Below are 16,651 nucleotides of genomic sequence, written 5' to 3' on the forward strand. Positions count from 1 at the left end.
ATTATGCCAATAAAATAAAGATTAATAAAGATGAAAATGTAAGAATTTTTTAATAAATTCACAAACCATTGCGACGAAAGGGTTTTTCGGCCAAAAAAAATACGGGTCCAATTCTGGCCCGCATTTTTTTCTTTTGAATAGGATATTAGTTTTGTAAGGTTTTCTCCAGCTGTCTGATTTTCTCTTCGATATCGGCAATTTCTTTTTGCAGATCCTGCTGGTGAGGCTTGATCTCTTCCTGCCATTTTTTAATTGACGTTTGGAGCTCGCCGCCCACGTCTTTAATAACATCCGTGCTTTCTTTTGCCGCTTTGATCAGCTGGTCTTTTAATGCAAGCCCGTCTGACTTTAAGCGTTTGATTGTTTCTTCAAAAGAATCATAATTGGTTTTCATTTTTTCACGCAGCTGCTTTCCTGAGGAAGGTGCAGTAAGAAGAACCGCTGCTCCTCCAATGATGCCGCCTACGAATAGTCCTGTTAATAGAGAACGTCCGCTCGCCATTACAATCACCCCGTCTTTTTCTTCAAATAGGATTCATTCAGCATTTTTCATTTTTGTTGAAAGCCTGAACTTCTATACATAGCTTGCTTTATTTTAGCATATTTTTTAAGTGAAAAGGAGGGAGAAGGTTGTCTGTCTTTTTAATTGTGTTATCCTGCATCACCCTTGCCTTCGCTTCAGGCGCTGTTTACTATATCAGACTTCTCAGCCAGGCTGCTTCTTATCCGCCCAAGAAAGTCATCCGGCAGAAAGCGCTTGTTTGTTCAACCGGAACCGCCTTTACACTATGTCTTATCTTTTTCACAAAACTCCTCGCTTAAAACATGCTGACATGCTGCGAGCGCTCTGTTCAAAAAAACCTCTCCCGGAAGCGGAAGAGGTTTTGTGTGACAATTATTTAGCAGCTTCCATAAAGCTTGAACGTCTTAAAATGGTTTGCACAATCGGATAAATAATGATCATTGAGATTGTATTCAGCACAGCGGCCGGCAGAACAACAGCCGCGAACAATGCGGCGAAACCGCCCGGCAAACCGACGATCAATAAAGCTGACGATAGAAACACAATTCCTGATAAGATGGTCCCGATCACTGTCAGCACAGCGGCTGCACCTGTTTTTCGGCTCTTTCTGAACAAGAGAAACAGGGAGAAGAACAGAAACGCTGATACGGGTTTATCAATGATGTTAGGGATCTGTCCAGCTGGAAACGCGGTTGTAAGCGCGGAAATGATTCCGGTCACGATCCCGATGACGAGTACATTTTGCACTCGCGGGAACAGCAGAATGCCCATGAACATCATGATCAGCATCATATCTGGTTTCATGCCGCCTAAAAAGGGCGGAATAATAGAATGAAGCGCTGCGCCGATTGCGGCAAACAGAGCCATAATGACTAACTCTTTTGTTTTCATAACTATGCTCTCCTCTGCTAAGCTTTTTGCCCTCCAATAATATGCTCATCATTTATTGCGAAGGCTTTACAGAATGTGTTATGTAAACAGTATACCAAACGGACGGTTTACATAGCCAGACTTTTTACTCATTTTCCTGCTGGAATTTCTTCATGAACGCAGCTAATTTTTCACAGTCTTCGAGAGAGACCGCGTTATAAATAGAAGCGCGGCAGCCTCCCACCGAACGGTGTCCGCCAAGGCCGATCATCTTCGCATCTTTTGCTTTCTGAACGAATGTTTTCGTTAATTCGTCATCCCGAAGCGTGAAGGTGACATTCATGTGTGAGCGGCTGTCTTTTCTGGCATGTCCTTTATAGAAGCCGTTGCTTTCATCAATACAGCTGTAGAGAACCTGCGCTTTTTGTTCATTGCGCTGTTCAACAGCTTCCACACCGCCGTTTTCCTTGAGCCATTCCAGAACAAGGCTCAGCATATAAATCGCAAATGTCGGCGGAGTGTTGTAGAGTGAATCCGCTTTGACATGCGTGGAATATTTCAGGATTTTTGGGACGTTCGCATTTTCATTTTTCAGCCAGTTTTTTTTCATGATGACTACAGTCACGCCGGAAGGGCCGAGGTTCTTTTGGGCGCCTCCGTAGATCACATCAAATTTAGACACATCGATTTTTCTGCTTAAAATATCGCTGGACATGTCGGCTACGAGCGGAATTGGAGAATTCGGAAACTCCTGCCACTGAGTGCCGAAAATTGTATTGTTGGATGTGATATGTAAATATGCGCCGTCTTTTACATTTGTAAGGTCAACCTCTGGAATATAGCTGTAATTGTCTGTTTCACTAGTAGCGATGATAGACGTGTTCCCGAACAGTTTCGTTTCTGCCAGTGCTTTTTCAGACCAAGCGCCTGTCATGACAAAATGTGCGGTTTTTTCAGGTGTTAAAAAGTTCATCGGAAGCATTGAGAATTGAAGGCTTGCCCCGCCTTGAAGAAACAAGATATCGTAATCTTCCGGAATGCCCATCAGTTCAATTAAGAGGCTTTTCGCTTTTTGGTGCACCGCTTCATACTCTTTGCTGCGGTGGGAAAGCTCCATAACAGACATGCCGGATTCGTTAAAATCAATAAATTCTTTCTGTGCTTTTTGCAGAACTTCCAGTGGCAGCGCTGCAGGACCTGCGTTAAAATTCGTTGTACGTTCCATTATGATCTCTCCCTGTTTTCCACGTTAATGTATAAAATAATACAATTATCCTATCACAAAAATTCAGTTTTTTGATAAAAAATTAGAATTATCAAAAGAAATTGACGGATGTTTGCGAAATGTTCACAAAATAAAATAACCTCATCTTATGATGAGGCCAGGCGTTTTGCGATAGAGGAAGAGATGTTCTGCAGATCCTCCGGTTTATAATCATCAGCATGCGTTTTCCAAACCGCTCCGAAACCATCTCCTTTTCCGTAGCGAGGGATAATATGCATATGGTAGTGGAACACAGATTGTCCAGCTTTTTCGCCGTTATTGTTCAGCGTATTTAAGCCGATCGGTTCAAATTCATCCCGGATAGCGCGGGCGATTTTCGGAACCGCATGGAAATATTGTTTTGCTAATTCATCTGTAAATTCATATACATTCTCAATATGTGTTTTCGGAATGACAAGCGTATGGCCTTTTGTCACTTGGCTGATATCAAGAAAGGCAAGTACATGTTCATCTTCATACACCTTCGCGGATGGAATGTCGCCGGCAATAATTTTACAAAAGATACAATTCTCTGCACAATGCATGAGGCTTCCTCCTTATGAAATTGTTTAGTATGTATACACTCATCGTACCACAGAAATGCAGAAAATAGAAAACAGGATGAACGGCGAGCGTTCACCCTGAATGCAGAGGAAGAGCTTATATGAAGAAAATGTGTTATGCCTTTGGTAAGCACCTCATTTGTCAATAAAATGAAGACTTGTTTAATGCCTAACGATTCCTGCGATAAACACCTCATTTGACAATTTGCTTCATACATGAAGAATTCATCAATTCAGTGAAGAGAAATGGTTTGAGCATTGGACATGTTTATTTTCTATCCAACTGTTTCTAAGACGTCTTTGACAAACACCTCATTTTTCAGTTGATATGCTTTTCCTCTACAACTATTATGATGTCCAGAACCTGTCTCTTTATGACAGCAAATTCATCATTTGTTAAAAGGGAATTGTTTCAAATCAGGCCTTGTTTTTGGTACTATGAAGAAAAACACTATAAGGGGAGAAACTATGTCTCTGCTATCGGTAAAAGACTTGACCGGCGGATATACAAGGAATCCGGTTTTAAAAAACGTATCATTCACCCTTGAACCGAATCAAATTGTCGGCTTAATCGGGCTGAATGGTGCTGGTAAAAGTACAACAATCAGACACATCATCGGGCTGATGGACCCGCATAAAGGTTCAATCGAATTAAACGGTAAAACGTTTGCTGAGGATCCGGAAGGCTACCGTTCACAATTTACCTATATACCTGAAACACCTGTTTTATACGAAGAATTGACGCTGATGGAGCATCTTGAACTAACAGCCATGGCATATGGACTGTCAAAAGAAACGATGGAGAAAAGGCTGCCTCCGCTACTAAAGGAATTCCGAATGGAAAAGAGGCTGAAGTGGTTCCCGGCCCATTTTTCTAAAGGAATGAAGCAGAAGGTTATGATTATGTGCGCCTTTTTGGCAGAGCCTGCGCTCTACATTATTGATGAGCCTTTTCTAGGGCTTGATCCGCTTGCCATTAACGCGCTGCTTGAACGGATGAATGAAGCGAAAAAAGGCGGGGCGAGCGTACTGATGTCAACACACATTTTGGCAACGGCAGAACGCTATTGCGATTCGTTTATTATTTTACATAACGGCGAGGTGCGGGCGCGCGGCACGCTGTCAGAGCTCAGAGAGCAGTTTGGAATGAAGGACGCGGCGCTGGACGATTTGTATCTTGAGCTTACAAAGGAAGACGCTGGCCATGAATAATATGCTTGATATTTGGCAGTCGCGGCTGCAGGAGCATATCAAAGAAACAAGAACATACATGAAATATATGCTCAACGATCACCTCGTCATTGTTTTGATTTTTTTTCTAGCAGGCGCTGCAAGCTGGTACAGCAAATGGATACGGGACATTCCCGCTCACTTTCCGTCCTTTTGGGTGATGGCCGTGCTGTTTTCGCTCGTGTTGACAAGCTCTTATGTGCGAACGCTTTTGAAGGAGGCTGACCTTGTTTTCTTATTGCCACTTGAAGCAAAAATGGAGCCTTACTTGAAGCAGGCGTTTGTCTACAGCTATGTGTCTCAGCTGTTTCCGCTTATTGCGCTGAGCATCGTTGCGATGCCGCTTTATTTCGCAGTCACACCGGGGGCTTCGCTCGTATCGTATGCCGCGGTCTTTGTCCAACTGTTGCTGCTGAAAGCGTGGAATCAGGTAATGGAATGGCGCACGACTTTCCAAAACGACCGCAGCATGAAACGGATGGACGTCATCATTCGCTTTGCGGCGAATACACTCGTTCTTTATTTTGTTTTCCAATCTGTTTATATGTATGCGCTTCTCGTCTATGTCATTATGGCTGTTCTTTATCTGTATATGTCTTCCTCAGCAAAACGGAAAACTTTTAAATGGGAAAGCCATATTGAGTCCGAATTGAGACGAAAGCAGCGTTTCTATCGGATTGCCAACCTGTTTACTGATGTGCCGCATTTGCGAAAGCAAGCCAAACGCAGAGCTTATCTCGACTTTTTGCTGCGGCTTGTGCCGTTTGAACAGCGCAAAACATTTGCCTATATGTTCACCCGCGCCTTTTTGCGTTCGAGTGATTATTTGGGCATTCTTGTCAGATTAACGATCGTTTTCGCGCTGATCATTATGTATGTCTCAGCTAGCCCACTGATTGCAGCGGTTTTGACTGTGTTTGCCATTTTCATTACGGGCATTCAGCTTCTGCCGCTCTTCGGCCACTTTGACCATCTGGCGCTTCAAGAGCTGTACCCTGTGAAAAAAGAAACAAAGCTGAAAAGCTATTTCTCTCTATTAAAAACTGCACTTAGTATTCAAGCGCTGCTGATGTCTGTTGCATCTGCCTATGCAGCCGGCTTGACCGGTTTTCTGTACGCGCTGATCGGTTCTGCCGTTCTGATTTTTGTTGTTTTGCCTGCTTATATGACAACCAGGCTGAAAAAGCACGGAAAGCTGTGAACTGAAAAGAGGTAATCAAATGACAGATAATCAGCTGCTGATGCAGGAAGCTTTGCAATGGAAAATGCATTTTTTGCGAAAGGGTTCCATGTTTGAACGCTTTTCGAAGCGTGTGCAGACGAAGGTGAATGAACGGATTCCTGAAAAAATCCATACGGTCGTCACCGAGAGTGTGAAAAAAATGGTAGAAGCGACAATGGCCGGCTCCAATATCATCACTTATAAAAAGGATACAAGCGCACTGTCGCTCAGTGAAAAAAACGAATTGGCGAAAAAAACGATTGTTTCTTATCAGAAAGTGGCAGCTGCTGAGGGAGTCGGCACCGGAGCGGGCGGCATTTTTTTAGGCATTGCTGATTTTCCGCTGCTGCTTTCAATTAAGATGAAGTGTTTATTTACCTTGTCTTCCATTTACGGCTTTGATGTCAAGGATGCACAAGAAAGGATGTTTTTGCTGCTCGTATTTCAGCTTGCATTTTCGAGTGACGATGGCCGTAAATCGCTTTTTTCTGTCATCGAAAATTGGGAGACGGAGAAAAAGAGCATCGACTGGAGAGTGTTCCAGCAGGAATATCGCGATTATATCGACGTCGTGAAGCTTTTTCAGCTTTTGCCGGGCGTAGGAGCGGCAGTCGGCGGAATTGCCAATTATAAGCTGCTTGCTCAGCTTGGAGAAACGGCAAGACATGTTTTTCATCTGAGGATATTAAAGGAAACAGCCGGAGAATAAACACTCCGGCTGTTTTTTTATAGCTGATGATAGGTGATCGCAGCGCCGGCAAGGACCTTTGCCGCTGTCAGCATGGCTTTTTCGTTGATATCAAATTTCGGATGGTGGTGGGAATAAACTCGATCTGGCTGTTCGGGAGCGGCACCTGTAAAGAAAAAAGTGCCTTTCACGTTTTGTAAGTAATAAGCAAAATCCTCGCCGCCCATTTGCGGTTCACCGTCAATGACCTGCTGAACGCCCTCGGTATTCTTTGCGGTGCTCACCAAGTGGTTCGTTTCGGCAGTATGGTTCACAACCGCCGGATAACCCTGTTCATAGGTGTACTCATAGGACGCGCCGTGCATGCTGCATATTCCTTTTACAACCGCTTCAATTTCTTTCTCCAGAATGTCCCGGACATTTTCATCAAAAGAACGCGCTGTGCCGATGAGTACTGCTTGGTCTGCGATGACATTAAACGGATTGTCGGCGATGAAGGAGCCTGTCGAAATGACGGCGGATTGAATCGGATTGACTTTGCGGCTGACAATGTGCTGCAAAGAGGAAACGATTTGCGAACCGATCAGGACGGCGTCTTTAGTATCATGCGGATGAGCGCCGTGGCCGCCCTTTCCGAAGACTTTAATCGTAAATCGGTCTGCCGCCGCCATTACGGCACCGGGGCGGCAAAGGATGGTTCCGAGCGGCTCAGTTGCCCAAAGATGAGTGCCGAATATCACATCCGCATTTTCGAGACAGCCGTCATCAATCATTGGCTTTGCGCCTCCCGGATAATATTCTTCTGCATGCTGGTGGATCATCACAAATGTTCCCTTCAGTTCATGTCTGTTTTGGTGAAGGACCTTGGCCACTGCGAGAAGAGCTGCGGTGTGGCCGTCGTGGCCGCATGCATGCATGACACCTGGCACTTTGGAGGCGTAAGGGACATCTTTTTCATCTTGAATGGGGAGAGCGTCAAAGTCGGCCCTCAAAGCGACTGTAGGGCCGGGTTCGCTTCCTTCTATATATGCTAAAACCCCTCTGCCGCCGACGTTCGTGCGGATTGGGACTCCTAACGATTCATAATAGGAAGCAATAAATGCGGCGGTTTTTTCTTCTTGAAATGAGAGCTCAGGATACATATGAAAATGGCGCCTGATCTCAACCATTTCTTCAAAACAGCTGTCGAGCTGTTTGTTTATCTCTTTCTGCAGTGTGGATATGGACAAAGCCGCTTCCCCCTTTTCTATGCTTTTCCATGATTGTATAGAAAAAGTCTGAATATTTCAACTCGTGCTGTTTTAAAGCATCATCACAGCTGCGAGGGTTGTCACCAAAAGGCCAATCGCGACTGGAATGAAGTTTTTTCTGGCAAGCTCAAAAGGATCAACTTTGCAAATGGCCGCGGCGGGAATCAGCGCCCATGGGACCAGTGTTCCTCCGCCCACCCAGATGGCAGAGATTTGTCCGAGTGCGGTCAGAGCGGCGGGATCGGCATGGAGAGCGGACGAAAAGAGCTTTGCGATGGAGCCAGCGAGAGAAATGCCGGAAAATCCTGAGCCGTCAAGGCCTGTTATGGCTCCAGCGGCAGTTAATGCAGCGGCGGCAAGCTCCTTTGACATAGGCATCATATGGGATAAAGCAATGCCAAGATCGTTGACAATGCCGTGGGAACCTTTAGGGAGTGAAGTGCCCAGTATGCTCTCATAGCCTGAGTCGCCAAGATAAAAGAAAGCGGCAATCGGGATGACGGGGCCGAAAACCTTAAAACCGAACTTAAATCCGTCAATAAAATAGCCGGTGATTTTTTCAAGCCCTTTATGCTTATACACGAAAAAATGAACGGTAAGGAGGATACAGATTGCAGACCCGCCAATTAACGCGGTGGCATCATTTCCTTGTAGGTTAAACAAGAGCATGCAGGCGATATCTGTAAGAAAGGCAAGCGGAATCAAAAAAGCCAGTATGGACCGCAGGCGTTTTGGCAAGTACAGCGAGTTGTCTTGTTCACCGGAAAGAACGGGGGAAAAAGAAGCGGGAGACTCCTGTTTTTTGCGTTCGCGCTGAATCATGATAAAGGCAGCGGTTGTTGTGGTCACACCCATAATCAGCACAAGCGGAATGCTGGCCGAGACGACATCACCGACTGGAATGCCTGCTGCATCCGCAGTCAGCTTTGGCGCCGCTTGAATGACAAAGTCTCCTGACAGGGCAAAACCGTGTCCGAATAAGTTCATGGCCATGGCCGCGGCAAGAGGCGTCAAACCGGCACGTGCGGCTGCGGGGAGCAGGACGGCGCCGATCAAAGCGACACCCGGAGAAGGCCAGAAGAAGAGAGAAATGGCGAACATCAGGCCGCCAATCAGCCAATAGGCAGTCACAGGACCTCTCACAAGGCTTGCAAAGGGAGAAATCATCGCTTCATTTATCCCTGTTTTTGTTAACAAATCACTCATCGAAACGATAAAGCAAATGATGAAAATCGTGGGCAGCAGTTCGCCGGCCGCATAGATAAAGCTGTGGAATAAACTGCTGACAGAAGCTGAAAGTGAATGGCTGGCCCATAGCGATATGATAAAAATGCCGAATAGAGAAATAAATGTCGTGTCTTTTCTCAGCAGCATAAATAGGATAATTGCACCGATAAAAAACACATACAGAACATGGACAGACAAAATCCCGACTTCCATCATCGATCACTCCTTCCGCTTACAGATTATTCATAGGCGGGCGGAAGGTGCCGGGACAGAGGGGAGGGTTATGATGGAAGATGAACATTGATTTGTTTCAGCTGCTCAATCAGATGATGCATTAATACTCTATTCGCTTTTTGCAGATGTTTTGGGAAGCATTCAGGAGAAAAAATGACGCACCCTTCAGCAAGCCAGTTTTTTCTATAGGCGATGATGCTTTCCGATGGCTCTACATATGAACCATCCTCGTGCTGCATCTCGTACTCATCAAATCCGAACTGAAAACCGCAGCACGGGCAGATTTCATGAGAATGATTGCCTTCATGATCATATGGCGGTTCAGCCAATCCCTTAAACCCGCAGACTGGGCAAGTATGCTTCATTTTGCTTTCCTCCCAATAAAATAAGCTGCCGGACATGCCGGCAGCTATTCGACAGCGAAATATGTGGTGACATAGGAAGGCCGGGAGAAGATGGACGTTGTGTCAATTCCGGCAGATGTATCGCGTTTTTTGTGGGCTTCTTTGTAAGAACCGGACTGCTGCCAGTCTTGAAAGGCGCTTTCCGTTTCCCACAAGGTCAGAATGACATAGGTGTCACTGTCAAGCGGACGGAGCACTCGAATGGCTTCAAAGCCAGGCTCGTTTTCGACTTTTCCCGCTCTGTTTTTAAATCTGTTTTCAAACAGCGGACGCCCTTCCTCAGTGACGGCAATATTGTTCAATACTGCAAAACCGGGATGTTTGATCTCTCCGACTTGGTCAATGACTTCATAAGCGTGTGGTGCCTGGAAAACGGTATCTCCGTTTGTTTCATGAATCAAAATGGCGTTTTCCTGCCCCTGCATCAAAAGGATATTTTCTGAGGGATGCTTCTCTACGATCGTTTTTAAAAAATCGGCTGTCCCATATGTAATATAAACCTTCATATCAGCCACCTCCTGCTTGCTAGTATATCAAAACAATGGTATAAGTTTCTATTGGCGAGTGCTTCGAACATAATTCCAAACAATTTTTCCCATACTACCTTTAGAAAGGCGAGGTGAGTTCATGTTTAAGATAAAGAAAAAGAAACTTTTTATACCTATCATTATTTTAGTGTTAACTGCTTTTCTCGCTTTAATAGGATATATTTCAATTATTTTTCTCGGCCATTATGTCATAGATGAAAAAAAGCTTATTCTTCATGCTTCTTCAAAAATTGTTGATCAAAACGGAGATGAGGTTGCAAGCCTGTATACAGAAAATCGCGAGCCGGTCTCGATCAATGAGATTCCAAAGCAGGTCAGAGAAGCGTTTATCGCTGTTGAGGATAAAAGGTTCTATGAGCATCACGGCATTGATGCAAAATCTGTCGGAAGGGCAGTGTATCGCGATATATTAGCAGGCGGAAAGGTGGAAGGCGGAAGCACGATCACCCAGCAGCTTGCCAAAAATATTTTTCTGACACATGACAAAACATTTCTAAGAAAAACAAAAGAAGTGATCATTGCGATCAATCTTGAACGGGATTACAGCAAGGACAAGCTGCTTGAAATGTATTTGAACCAGCTTTACTTCGGACACGGGGTCTACGGCATACAAGCGGCGTCCCACTATTATTTTAATAAAGAAGTAAAAGATTTGACTGTATCTGAAGGCGCTGTTTTGGCCGCTATTCCGAAGGCGCCTTCTACGTACTCTCCGATTTTGCACCCTGATAAAAATAAGGAGCGGCGTGATACAATTCTAGGTATGATGAATGACCAAGGCTATATCAGTGCGAAAGAGGCTGTCACCGCACAGGGCCGAACGCTTGGACTGCATGTGAAGAAACAGTCGGAAACACCTTGGTTTGACAGCTACATTGACCTTGTGATCAAAGAGGCAGAAGACAAGTATTCCATTTCCGGAGAGCAGCTTCTTCAAGGCGGGTACACGATCAAGGTGCCGCTCGATTCGAAGCTGCAGAAGACGGCTTACCAGGTGATGAAAGAGGGGAGCTATTATCCCGGAACAGATCAGAATGCCGAGGGAAGCGCGGTCTTTATTAATAACAAGACAGGCGGTGTAGAAGCGGCCATCGGCGGAAGGGATTACACATCCAAAGGATATAACCGTGTCACAGCTGTCCGCCAGCCGGGTTCCACATTTAAGCCGCTTGCCGTATACGGACCGGCGATGCAGGAAAAGAAATTTAAGCCATATTCTCTATTGAAGGATGACTTGCAGTCCTACGGAGATTATACGCCGAAAAACTACGACAGCCGGTATGAGGGCGAAGTCACTATGTCTGACGCCATTACGTACAGCAAAAACGCGCCGGCTGTATGGACGCTGAATGAGATCGGCGTCGAAACAGGAAAATCTTATTTGAAAGCAAACGGCATTGATATCCCTGATGAAGGCCTTGCCCTTGCTTTAGGAGGCTTGGAAAAAGGCGTTTCGCCGCTCCAGCTTGCCGGCGCGTTTCATACATTTGCCGCGAATGGAACGTATACGGAACCCTTCTTTATCTCGAGCATAATGGATGAAGACGGAGAAACAATAGCCGATCATAAAGAGGAAGGAAAGCGGGTTTTCAGCAAGCAGACGTCTTGGAATATGACGAGAATGCTGCAGCAGGTAGTCAAAAAGGGAACGGCCACGTCCGGCACCTATCACGGGGACCTGGCGGGAAAAACAGGTTCTACATCTTATACAGGCGTCTCCGGCGCGACAAAGGACGCCTGGTTTGCAGGCTATACGCCGAAAATAACCGGGGCAGTCTGGATGGGCTATGACAAAACGGATCAAAGCCATTATTTGAAAGCCGGGAGCTCATACCCGACGCGGCTGTTTAAGGATATTTTGACACAGGCAGGAGAAACCGGTCATGTGTTCACAAAGCCTAAAAACGTTAAAGAACTGGAAAGCCCGATTGAGCTGAAGCCGGTCAAAACACTCACAGCCGATTACACATTTAAAGCAGCGGGGCTCTTTACTATTGAATTAAAGTGGGACGCTCAAGAGGATGATCGGGCCGTATACAGAATTTATGTAAACAAGGAAGGCAAGGAGACGCTTCTTGATTCGGTTGAAGGGAAGGGAAGCTATGAAATTCCTTATGCCAACTTATTTTCGGGCGCGTCTTATAAAATTGTGCCTTATAATACACAGACAAAAAGAGAAGGGGAAGGAACCGATTACGTTCAGCCAAAATTGTTTTCCTCTTAATGGAATTCGGCGATTTTTTGAACTTTGAGCTACATTTCTATACCATTTGCCTAAAACAAGGTATAGTGTAATAAGTCAAGAAATACGAACGTATGGTTGCCGTATGAAAGGTGGAAATCAGATGAGTAAACGAGAAACGTTTAACGAGACGTTTTTAAAAGCTGCGCGGGGAGAAAAAGCGGATCACACGCCTGTGTGGTATATGAGGCAAGCAGGGCGCTCACAGCCGGAATACCGCAAGCTGAAGGAAAAGTACGGATTGTTTGAGATCACCCATCAGCCCGAACTTTGTGCGTATGTCACAAGACTGCCGGTTGAGCAATACGGAGTCGATGCTGCAATCCTTTATAAAGATATCATGACGCCGCTGCCGTCAATCGGTGTGGATGTTGAAATCAAAAACGGGATCGGTCCTGTGATTGATCAGCCAATCCGGTCTCTGGCGGACATTGAAAAACTCGGCCAAATTGATCCGAAACAGGACGTGCCGTACGTGCTTGAGACAATTAAACTGCTTGTCAATGAGCAGCTGAACGTCCCGCTCATCGGTTTCTCAGGTGCGCCTTTTACGCTTGCAAGCTATATGATCGAAGGCGGCCCGTCGAAAAACTACAATAAAACAAAAGCCTTCATGTACAGCATGCCGGATGCATGGAATCTGCTGATGTCCAAGCTTGCCGACATGATCATCGTGTACGTGAAAGCGCAGATTGAGGCAGGCGCAAAAGCGATTCAAATCTTTGATTCGTGGGTCGGCGCATTGAATCAGGCAGATTACAGAACATACATCAAACCCGTAATGAACCGGATTTTTTCAGAGCTCGCAAAGGAGAATGTGCCGCTGATCATGTTTGGCGTTGGCGCAAGCCATCTTGCAGGTGATTGGCATGACCTACCTCTCGATGTTGTCGGGCTTGACTGGAGACTCGGCATTGATGAAGCCAGATCAAAAGGAATTACTAAAACAGTGCAGGGCAACCTGGACCCGTCCATTTTGCTTGCGCCATGGGAAGTCATTGAGAAGAAAACAAAGGAAATACTTGATCAGGGTATGAAATCAGACGGCTTCATTTTCAATCTTGGCCATGGGGTATTTCCTGACGTCAGTCCCGAGGTTTTGAAAAAACTGACAGCATTTGTCCATGAATATTCACAAAATAAAAAAATGGGTCAATATTCCTAAGCATATCTTTTGGTATCTTAATGATATCCTGTCAAAATGTTTGTATCAGATCATTAAAGAGGGTGTAAACAGTGAGTAGAAAGAAAATGGGGCTTCTCGTGATGGCGTACGGCACGCCTTATAAGGAAGAAGATATTGAACGTTATTATACACATATCAGAAGAGGCAGAAAGCCTGAACCTGAAATGCTTCAAGATTTGAAAGACAGATACGAAGCGATTGGCGGCATTTCACCGCTTGCCAAAATCACAGAAGAGCAGGCGCATAATCTGGAACAGCACTTGAATGAAATTCAGGATGAGATTACATTTAAAGCGTATATCGGACTGAAGCATATCGAGCCGTTTATTGAAGACGCCGTAGCAGAGATGCATAAGGATGGCATTACAGAAGCAGTCAGCATCGTGCTGGCGCCGCATTTCTCCACGTTCAGCGTTCAGTCCTACAACAAACGTGCCAAAGAAGAGGCTGAAAAACTCGGCGGCTTAACGATTACGTCAGTTGAAAGCTGGTACGATGAACCGAAGTTCGTGACATATTGGGTTGATCGAGTGAAGGAAACATATGCGTCAATGCCTGAGGATGAAAGAGAAAACGCAATGCTTATCGTATCCGCACACAGCCTGCCGGAAAAAATCAAAGAATTTGGAGACCCGTACCCGGACCAGCTGCATGAATCGGCGAAATTGATTGCTGAAGGCGCAGGCGTTTCCGAATATGCTGTCGGCTGGCAAAGTGAAGGGAACACGCCTGATCCTTGGCTCGGACCCGATGTTCAGGATTTAACACGTGATTTATTCGAACAAAAAGGCTATCAAGCATTTGTATATGTTCCTGTTGGATTTGTCGCGGATCACTTAGAAGTGCTTTATGATAATGATTATGAATGCAAAGTGGTTACTGACGATATCGGCGCAAGCTATTACCGGCCGGAAATGCCAAATGCCAAGCCTGAATTTATTGATGCTTTGGCAACAGTCGTATTAAAAAAATTAGGACGTTAAAGAAGGCGATGAACATGAGTGACGGCAAAAAACATGTAGTCATCATCGGCGGCGGCATTACCGGTTTAGCCGCCGCCTTCTATATGGAAAAAGAAATCAAAGAAAAGAATCTGCCGCTTGAGCTGACACTTGTTGAGGCAAGTCCGAGAGTCGGCGGGAAAATCCAGACTGTCAAGAAAGACGGCTATATCATCGAAAGAGGGCCAGACTCATTTCTGGAACGAAAGAAAAGCGCCCCGCAGCTTGTTAAAGACTTAGGTCTTGAGCATTTGCTTGTCAACAATGCGACTGGACAATCCTATGTGCTTGTAAACCGCACCCTGCATCCAATGCCGAAGGGCGCTGTAATGGGGATACCGACAAAAATTGCGCCGTTTGTTTCTACGGGTCTGTTTTCCTTGTCCGGGAAGGCGAGAGCTGCTATGGATTTCATCCTGCCTGCAAGCAAAACAAAGGATGATCAGTCATTGGGAGAATTCTTCCGCAGACGTGTCGGAGATGAAGTGGTCGAGAACTTAATCGAGCCGCTTCTATCAGGAATCTACGCAGGCGACATTGACAAGCTCAGCCTGATGTCGACATTCCCGCAATTTTACCAGACGGAACAAAAACATAGAAGCCTGATTCTCGGCATGAAAAAAACAAGGCCTCAAGGCTCAGGCCAGCAGCTGACGGCAAAAAAACAAGGGCAGTTCCAGACTCTGTCAACCGGTTTGCAGACCCTCGTAGAAGAGATCGAAAAGCAGTTAGAGTTGACGAAGGTGTATAAAGGCACAAAAGTGACCAAACTCAGGTATAGCGGCTCTGGCTATTCGCTCGAACTGGATAACGGCGTCACACTTGATGCTGATTCAGTAATTGTGACTGCTCCGCATAAAGCGGCTGCGGGAATGCTTTCTGAGCTTCCTGCCATTTCTCATTTGAAAAATATGCACTCCACATCCGTGGCAAACGTCGCTTTAGGTTTCCCTGAAGGCTCCGTCCAAATGGAGCATGAGGGCACGGGTTTTGTCATTTCAAGAAACAGTGACTTTGCGATCACAGCCTGTACGTGGACGAATAAAAAATGGCCGCACGCAGCGCCGGAAGGCAAAACGCTGCTTCGGGCATATGTCGGAAAAGCCGGAGACGAATCCATTGTCGATCTATCAGATAATGACATTATCAACATTGTGTTAGAAGACTTAAAGAAAGTCATGAACATAAACGGCGAGCCGGAAATGACATGTGTCACCCGATGGCATGAAAGCATGCCGCAGTACCATGTCGGCCATAAGCAGCGTATCAAGGAGCTGCGTGAAGCACTTGCATCTGCGTATCCGGGTGTTTATATGACAGGCGCTTCTTTCGAAGGTGTCGGTATTCCCGACTGCATTGATCAAGGAAAAGCTGCCGTGTCTGACGCGCTTACCTATTTATTCAGCTAAAACCTCCGCTTTATCGCGGAGGTTTTTTTGATGTGCAATGGCAATATTGTGTAAAAAAATGATTGAATTGAACGGCAGGTTATGATACATTTGCATATGTACTTAATGACTAAAATGTTCAAACGGTCAGTTTCGAGGTGAATACAATGTCAATAGATCGAAAAAAGCTCATTTTGGAGGCGGCTACAAAGTCTTTCACGCAGTTCGGGTATAAAGCGACGACAATGGATCTTGTCGCAAAACTTGCGAACGTGGGGAAGGGAACCATTTATACTTTTTTCAAAAACAAAGAAGAGCTGTTTGACGAGATTTTCACTACTTTATTAAAGGAAATGAAGCAAAAAGCGGATGAAGCGATGGAGCCGAACCTTCCGTTCCATGAAAATGTGCACAGAGCGCTGTTTGCCATTCTGGAGTTCAGGAAAACACATCAGCTGACGATTAAAATTTTCCAAGAGAATGCCGAGATTGGTACAATGGCTGTTCAGGAAGTGATCCAGAAAATGGAGCGAGCCATACTTTCTTATATCAAAAGTAAGATTGAAGACGGGATCAAAAGCGGCGCAATCAAGCCGTGCGACCCTGAGCTGACAGCCTTTGTGATGCTGAAGCTGTATATCGCGCTCATTTTTGACTGGGAAAAACAACACCCCCCGCTTGATAAAGAGACAATTGCGGGACTGCTTGAATTGTATGTTGTCAAAGGATTGTCAGCGAACTAGATAATCCTTTCTCTTTGCAAGAAAATGACCATTTTTCATGATGAGTCAGTTTTAGAATGGAGGCATCA

16 protein-coding genes and 1 pseudogene are annotated in these 16,651 nt (G+C 45.4%); 9 read left to right on the plus strand and 8 right to left on the minus strand.

All coding sequences use genetic code 11. From position 1 onward, the window contains the following. Positions 1-145 precede the first annotated feature (145 nt). On the minus strand, positions 146-502 hold the full coding sequence (locus AC0OMA_RS05655) for a YtxH domain-containing protein (protein WP_003245875.1): 357 nt from the start codon (positions 500-502) through the stop codon (positions 146-148). 128 nt (positions 503-630) lie between these two features. On the opposite strand from AC0OMA_RS05655, the gene yhzF reads away from it, so the two are divergent. Next, entirely contained in the window at positions 631-822 is a 192-nt protein-coding gene (yhzF, locus tag AC0OMA_RS05660) for a membrane protein YhzF (protein WP_014476318.1), read from the plus strand. 73 nt (positions 823-895) lie between these two features. On the opposite strand, the gene trpP is transcribed toward yhzF, so the two are convergent. From trpP to AC0OMA_RS05675, 3 genes are all read right to left on the minus strand, one after another. Then, entirely contained in the window at positions 896-1,414 is a 519-nt protein-coding gene (trpP, locus tag AC0OMA_RS05665) for a tryptophan transporter TrpP (RefSeq protein ID WP_003233236.1), read from the minus strand. A 124-nt stretch (positions 1,415-1,538) separates the two neighbouring features. Further along, the gene (gene serC / locus AC0OMA_RS05670; protein ID WP_047182362.1) at positions 1,539-2,618 is read right to left on the minus strand and encodes a 3-phosphoserine/phosphohydroxythreonine transaminase; all 1,080 of its coding nucleotides are present in this window, start codon (positions 2,616-2,618) and stop codon (positions 1,539-1,541) included. 146 nt (positions 2,619-2,764) lie between these two features. Next, positions 2,765-3,202 (minus strand): HIT family protein, encoded by a 438-nt coding sequence (locus AC0OMA_RS05675; RefSeq protein ID WP_003233231.1) that lies wholly within the window; start codon positions 3,200-3,202, stop codon positions 2,765-2,767. 486 nt (positions 3,203-3,688) lie between these two features. On the opposite strand from AC0OMA_RS05675, the gene ecsA reads away from it, so the two are divergent. From ecsA to AC0OMA_RS05690, 3 genes are read left to right on the plus strand one after another with little or no spacing between them, the layout of a single operon-like run. Beyond that, positions 3,689-4,432, plus strand: coding sequence for an ABC transporter ATP-binding protein EcsA (gene ecsA / locus AC0OMA_RS05680; protein ID WP_003233230.1), 744 nt, complete (start codon positions 3,689-3,691; stop codon positions 4,430-4,432). Then, on the plus strand, positions 4,425-5,651 hold the full coding sequence (ecsB, locus tag AC0OMA_RS05685) for an ABC transporter permease EcsB (RefSeq protein ID WP_181218714.1): 1,227 nt from the start codon (positions 4,425-4,427) through the stop codon (positions 5,649-5,651). Before ecsA ends, ecsB begins: the two co-directional genes overlap by 8 nt. A gap of 19 nt (positions 5,652-5,670) precedes the next feature. Continuing rightward, entirely contained in the window at positions 5,671-6,381 is a 711-nt protein-coding gene (locus AC0OMA_RS05690; protein ID WP_047182363.1) for an EcsC family protein, read from the plus strand. A 17-nt stretch (positions 6,382-6,398) separates the two neighbouring features. Here AC0OMA_RS05690 and sndC read toward each other — a convergent pair whose 3' ends face one another. The 4 genes and pseudogenes from sndC to hmoB all read right to left on the minus strand — a co-directional run bounded on the left by sndC (position 6,399) and on the right by hmoB (position 9,981). After that, the gene (gene sndC / locus AC0OMA_RS05695) at positions 6,399-7,589 is read right to left on the minus strand and encodes an N-acetyl amino acid acetylase SndC (protein ID WP_181218717.1); all 1,191 of its coding nucleotides are present in this window, start codon (positions 7,587-7,589) and stop codon (positions 6,399-6,401) included. Between the two features lie 72 nt (positions 7,590-7,661). After that, on the minus strand, positions 7,662-9,053 hold the full coding sequence (locus AC0OMA_RS05700) for a hypothetical protein (protein WP_181218719.1): 1,392 nt from the start codon (positions 9,051-9,053) through the stop codon (positions 7,662-7,664). 65 nt (positions 9,054-9,118) lie between these two features. After that, positions 9,119-9,436: pseudogene (locus tag AC0OMA_RS05705) on the minus strand (hypothetical protein). A gap of 44 nt (positions 9,437-9,480) precedes the next feature. Further along, positions 9,481-9,981, minus strand: coding sequence for a heme-degrading oxygenase HmoB (hmoB, locus tag AC0OMA_RS05710; RefSeq protein ID WP_181218722.1), 501 nt, complete (start codon positions 9,979-9,981; stop codon positions 9,481-9,483). 121 nt (positions 9,982-10,102) lie between these two features. Between hmoB and AC0OMA_RS05715 the strand changes: the two genes are divergently transcribed. From AC0OMA_RS05715 to AC0OMA_RS05735, 5 genes are all read left to right on the plus strand, one after another. Next, complete coding sequence (locus AC0OMA_RS05715) at positions 10,103-12,247, plus strand: transglycosylase domain-containing protein (RefSeq protein ID WP_474221960.1); 2,145 nt, start codon at positions 10,103-10,105, stop codon at positions 12,245-12,247. A 121-nt stretch (positions 12,248-12,368) separates the two neighbouring features. Next, complete coding sequence (gene hemE / locus AC0OMA_RS05720; RefSeq protein WP_015483035.1) at positions 12,369-13,430, plus strand: uroporphyrinogen decarboxylase; 1,062 nt, start codon at positions 12,369-12,371, stop codon at positions 13,428-13,430. A gap of 71 nt (positions 13,431-13,501) precedes the next feature. Then, positions 13,502-14,434 (plus strand): ferrochelatase, encoded by a 933-nt coding sequence (gene hemH, locus AC0OMA_RS05725; RefSeq protein WP_014663414.1) that lies wholly within the window; start codon positions 13,502-13,504, stop codon positions 14,432-14,434. A 14-nt stretch (positions 14,435-14,448) separates the two neighbouring features. After that, the gene (gene hemY, locus AC0OMA_RS05730) at positions 14,449-15,861 is read left to right on the plus strand and encodes a protoporphyrinogen oxidase (protein ID WP_181218726.1); all 1,413 of its coding nucleotides are present in this window, start codon (positions 14,449-14,451) and stop codon (positions 15,859-15,861) included. 146 nt (positions 15,862-16,007) lie between these two features. Continuing rightward, positions 16,008-16,583 carry a TetR/AcrR family transcriptional regulator gene (locus AC0OMA_RS05735; RefSeq protein ID WP_014479348.1) on the plus strand — a complete coding sequence of 192 codons (576 nt, stop codon included), beginning with the start codon at positions 16,008-16,010 and terminating at the stop codon, positions 16,581-16,583. Positions 16,584-16,651: the final 68 nt, after the last annotated feature.

Source organism: Bacillus sp. AMCV2 (genome assembly GCF_056033925.1).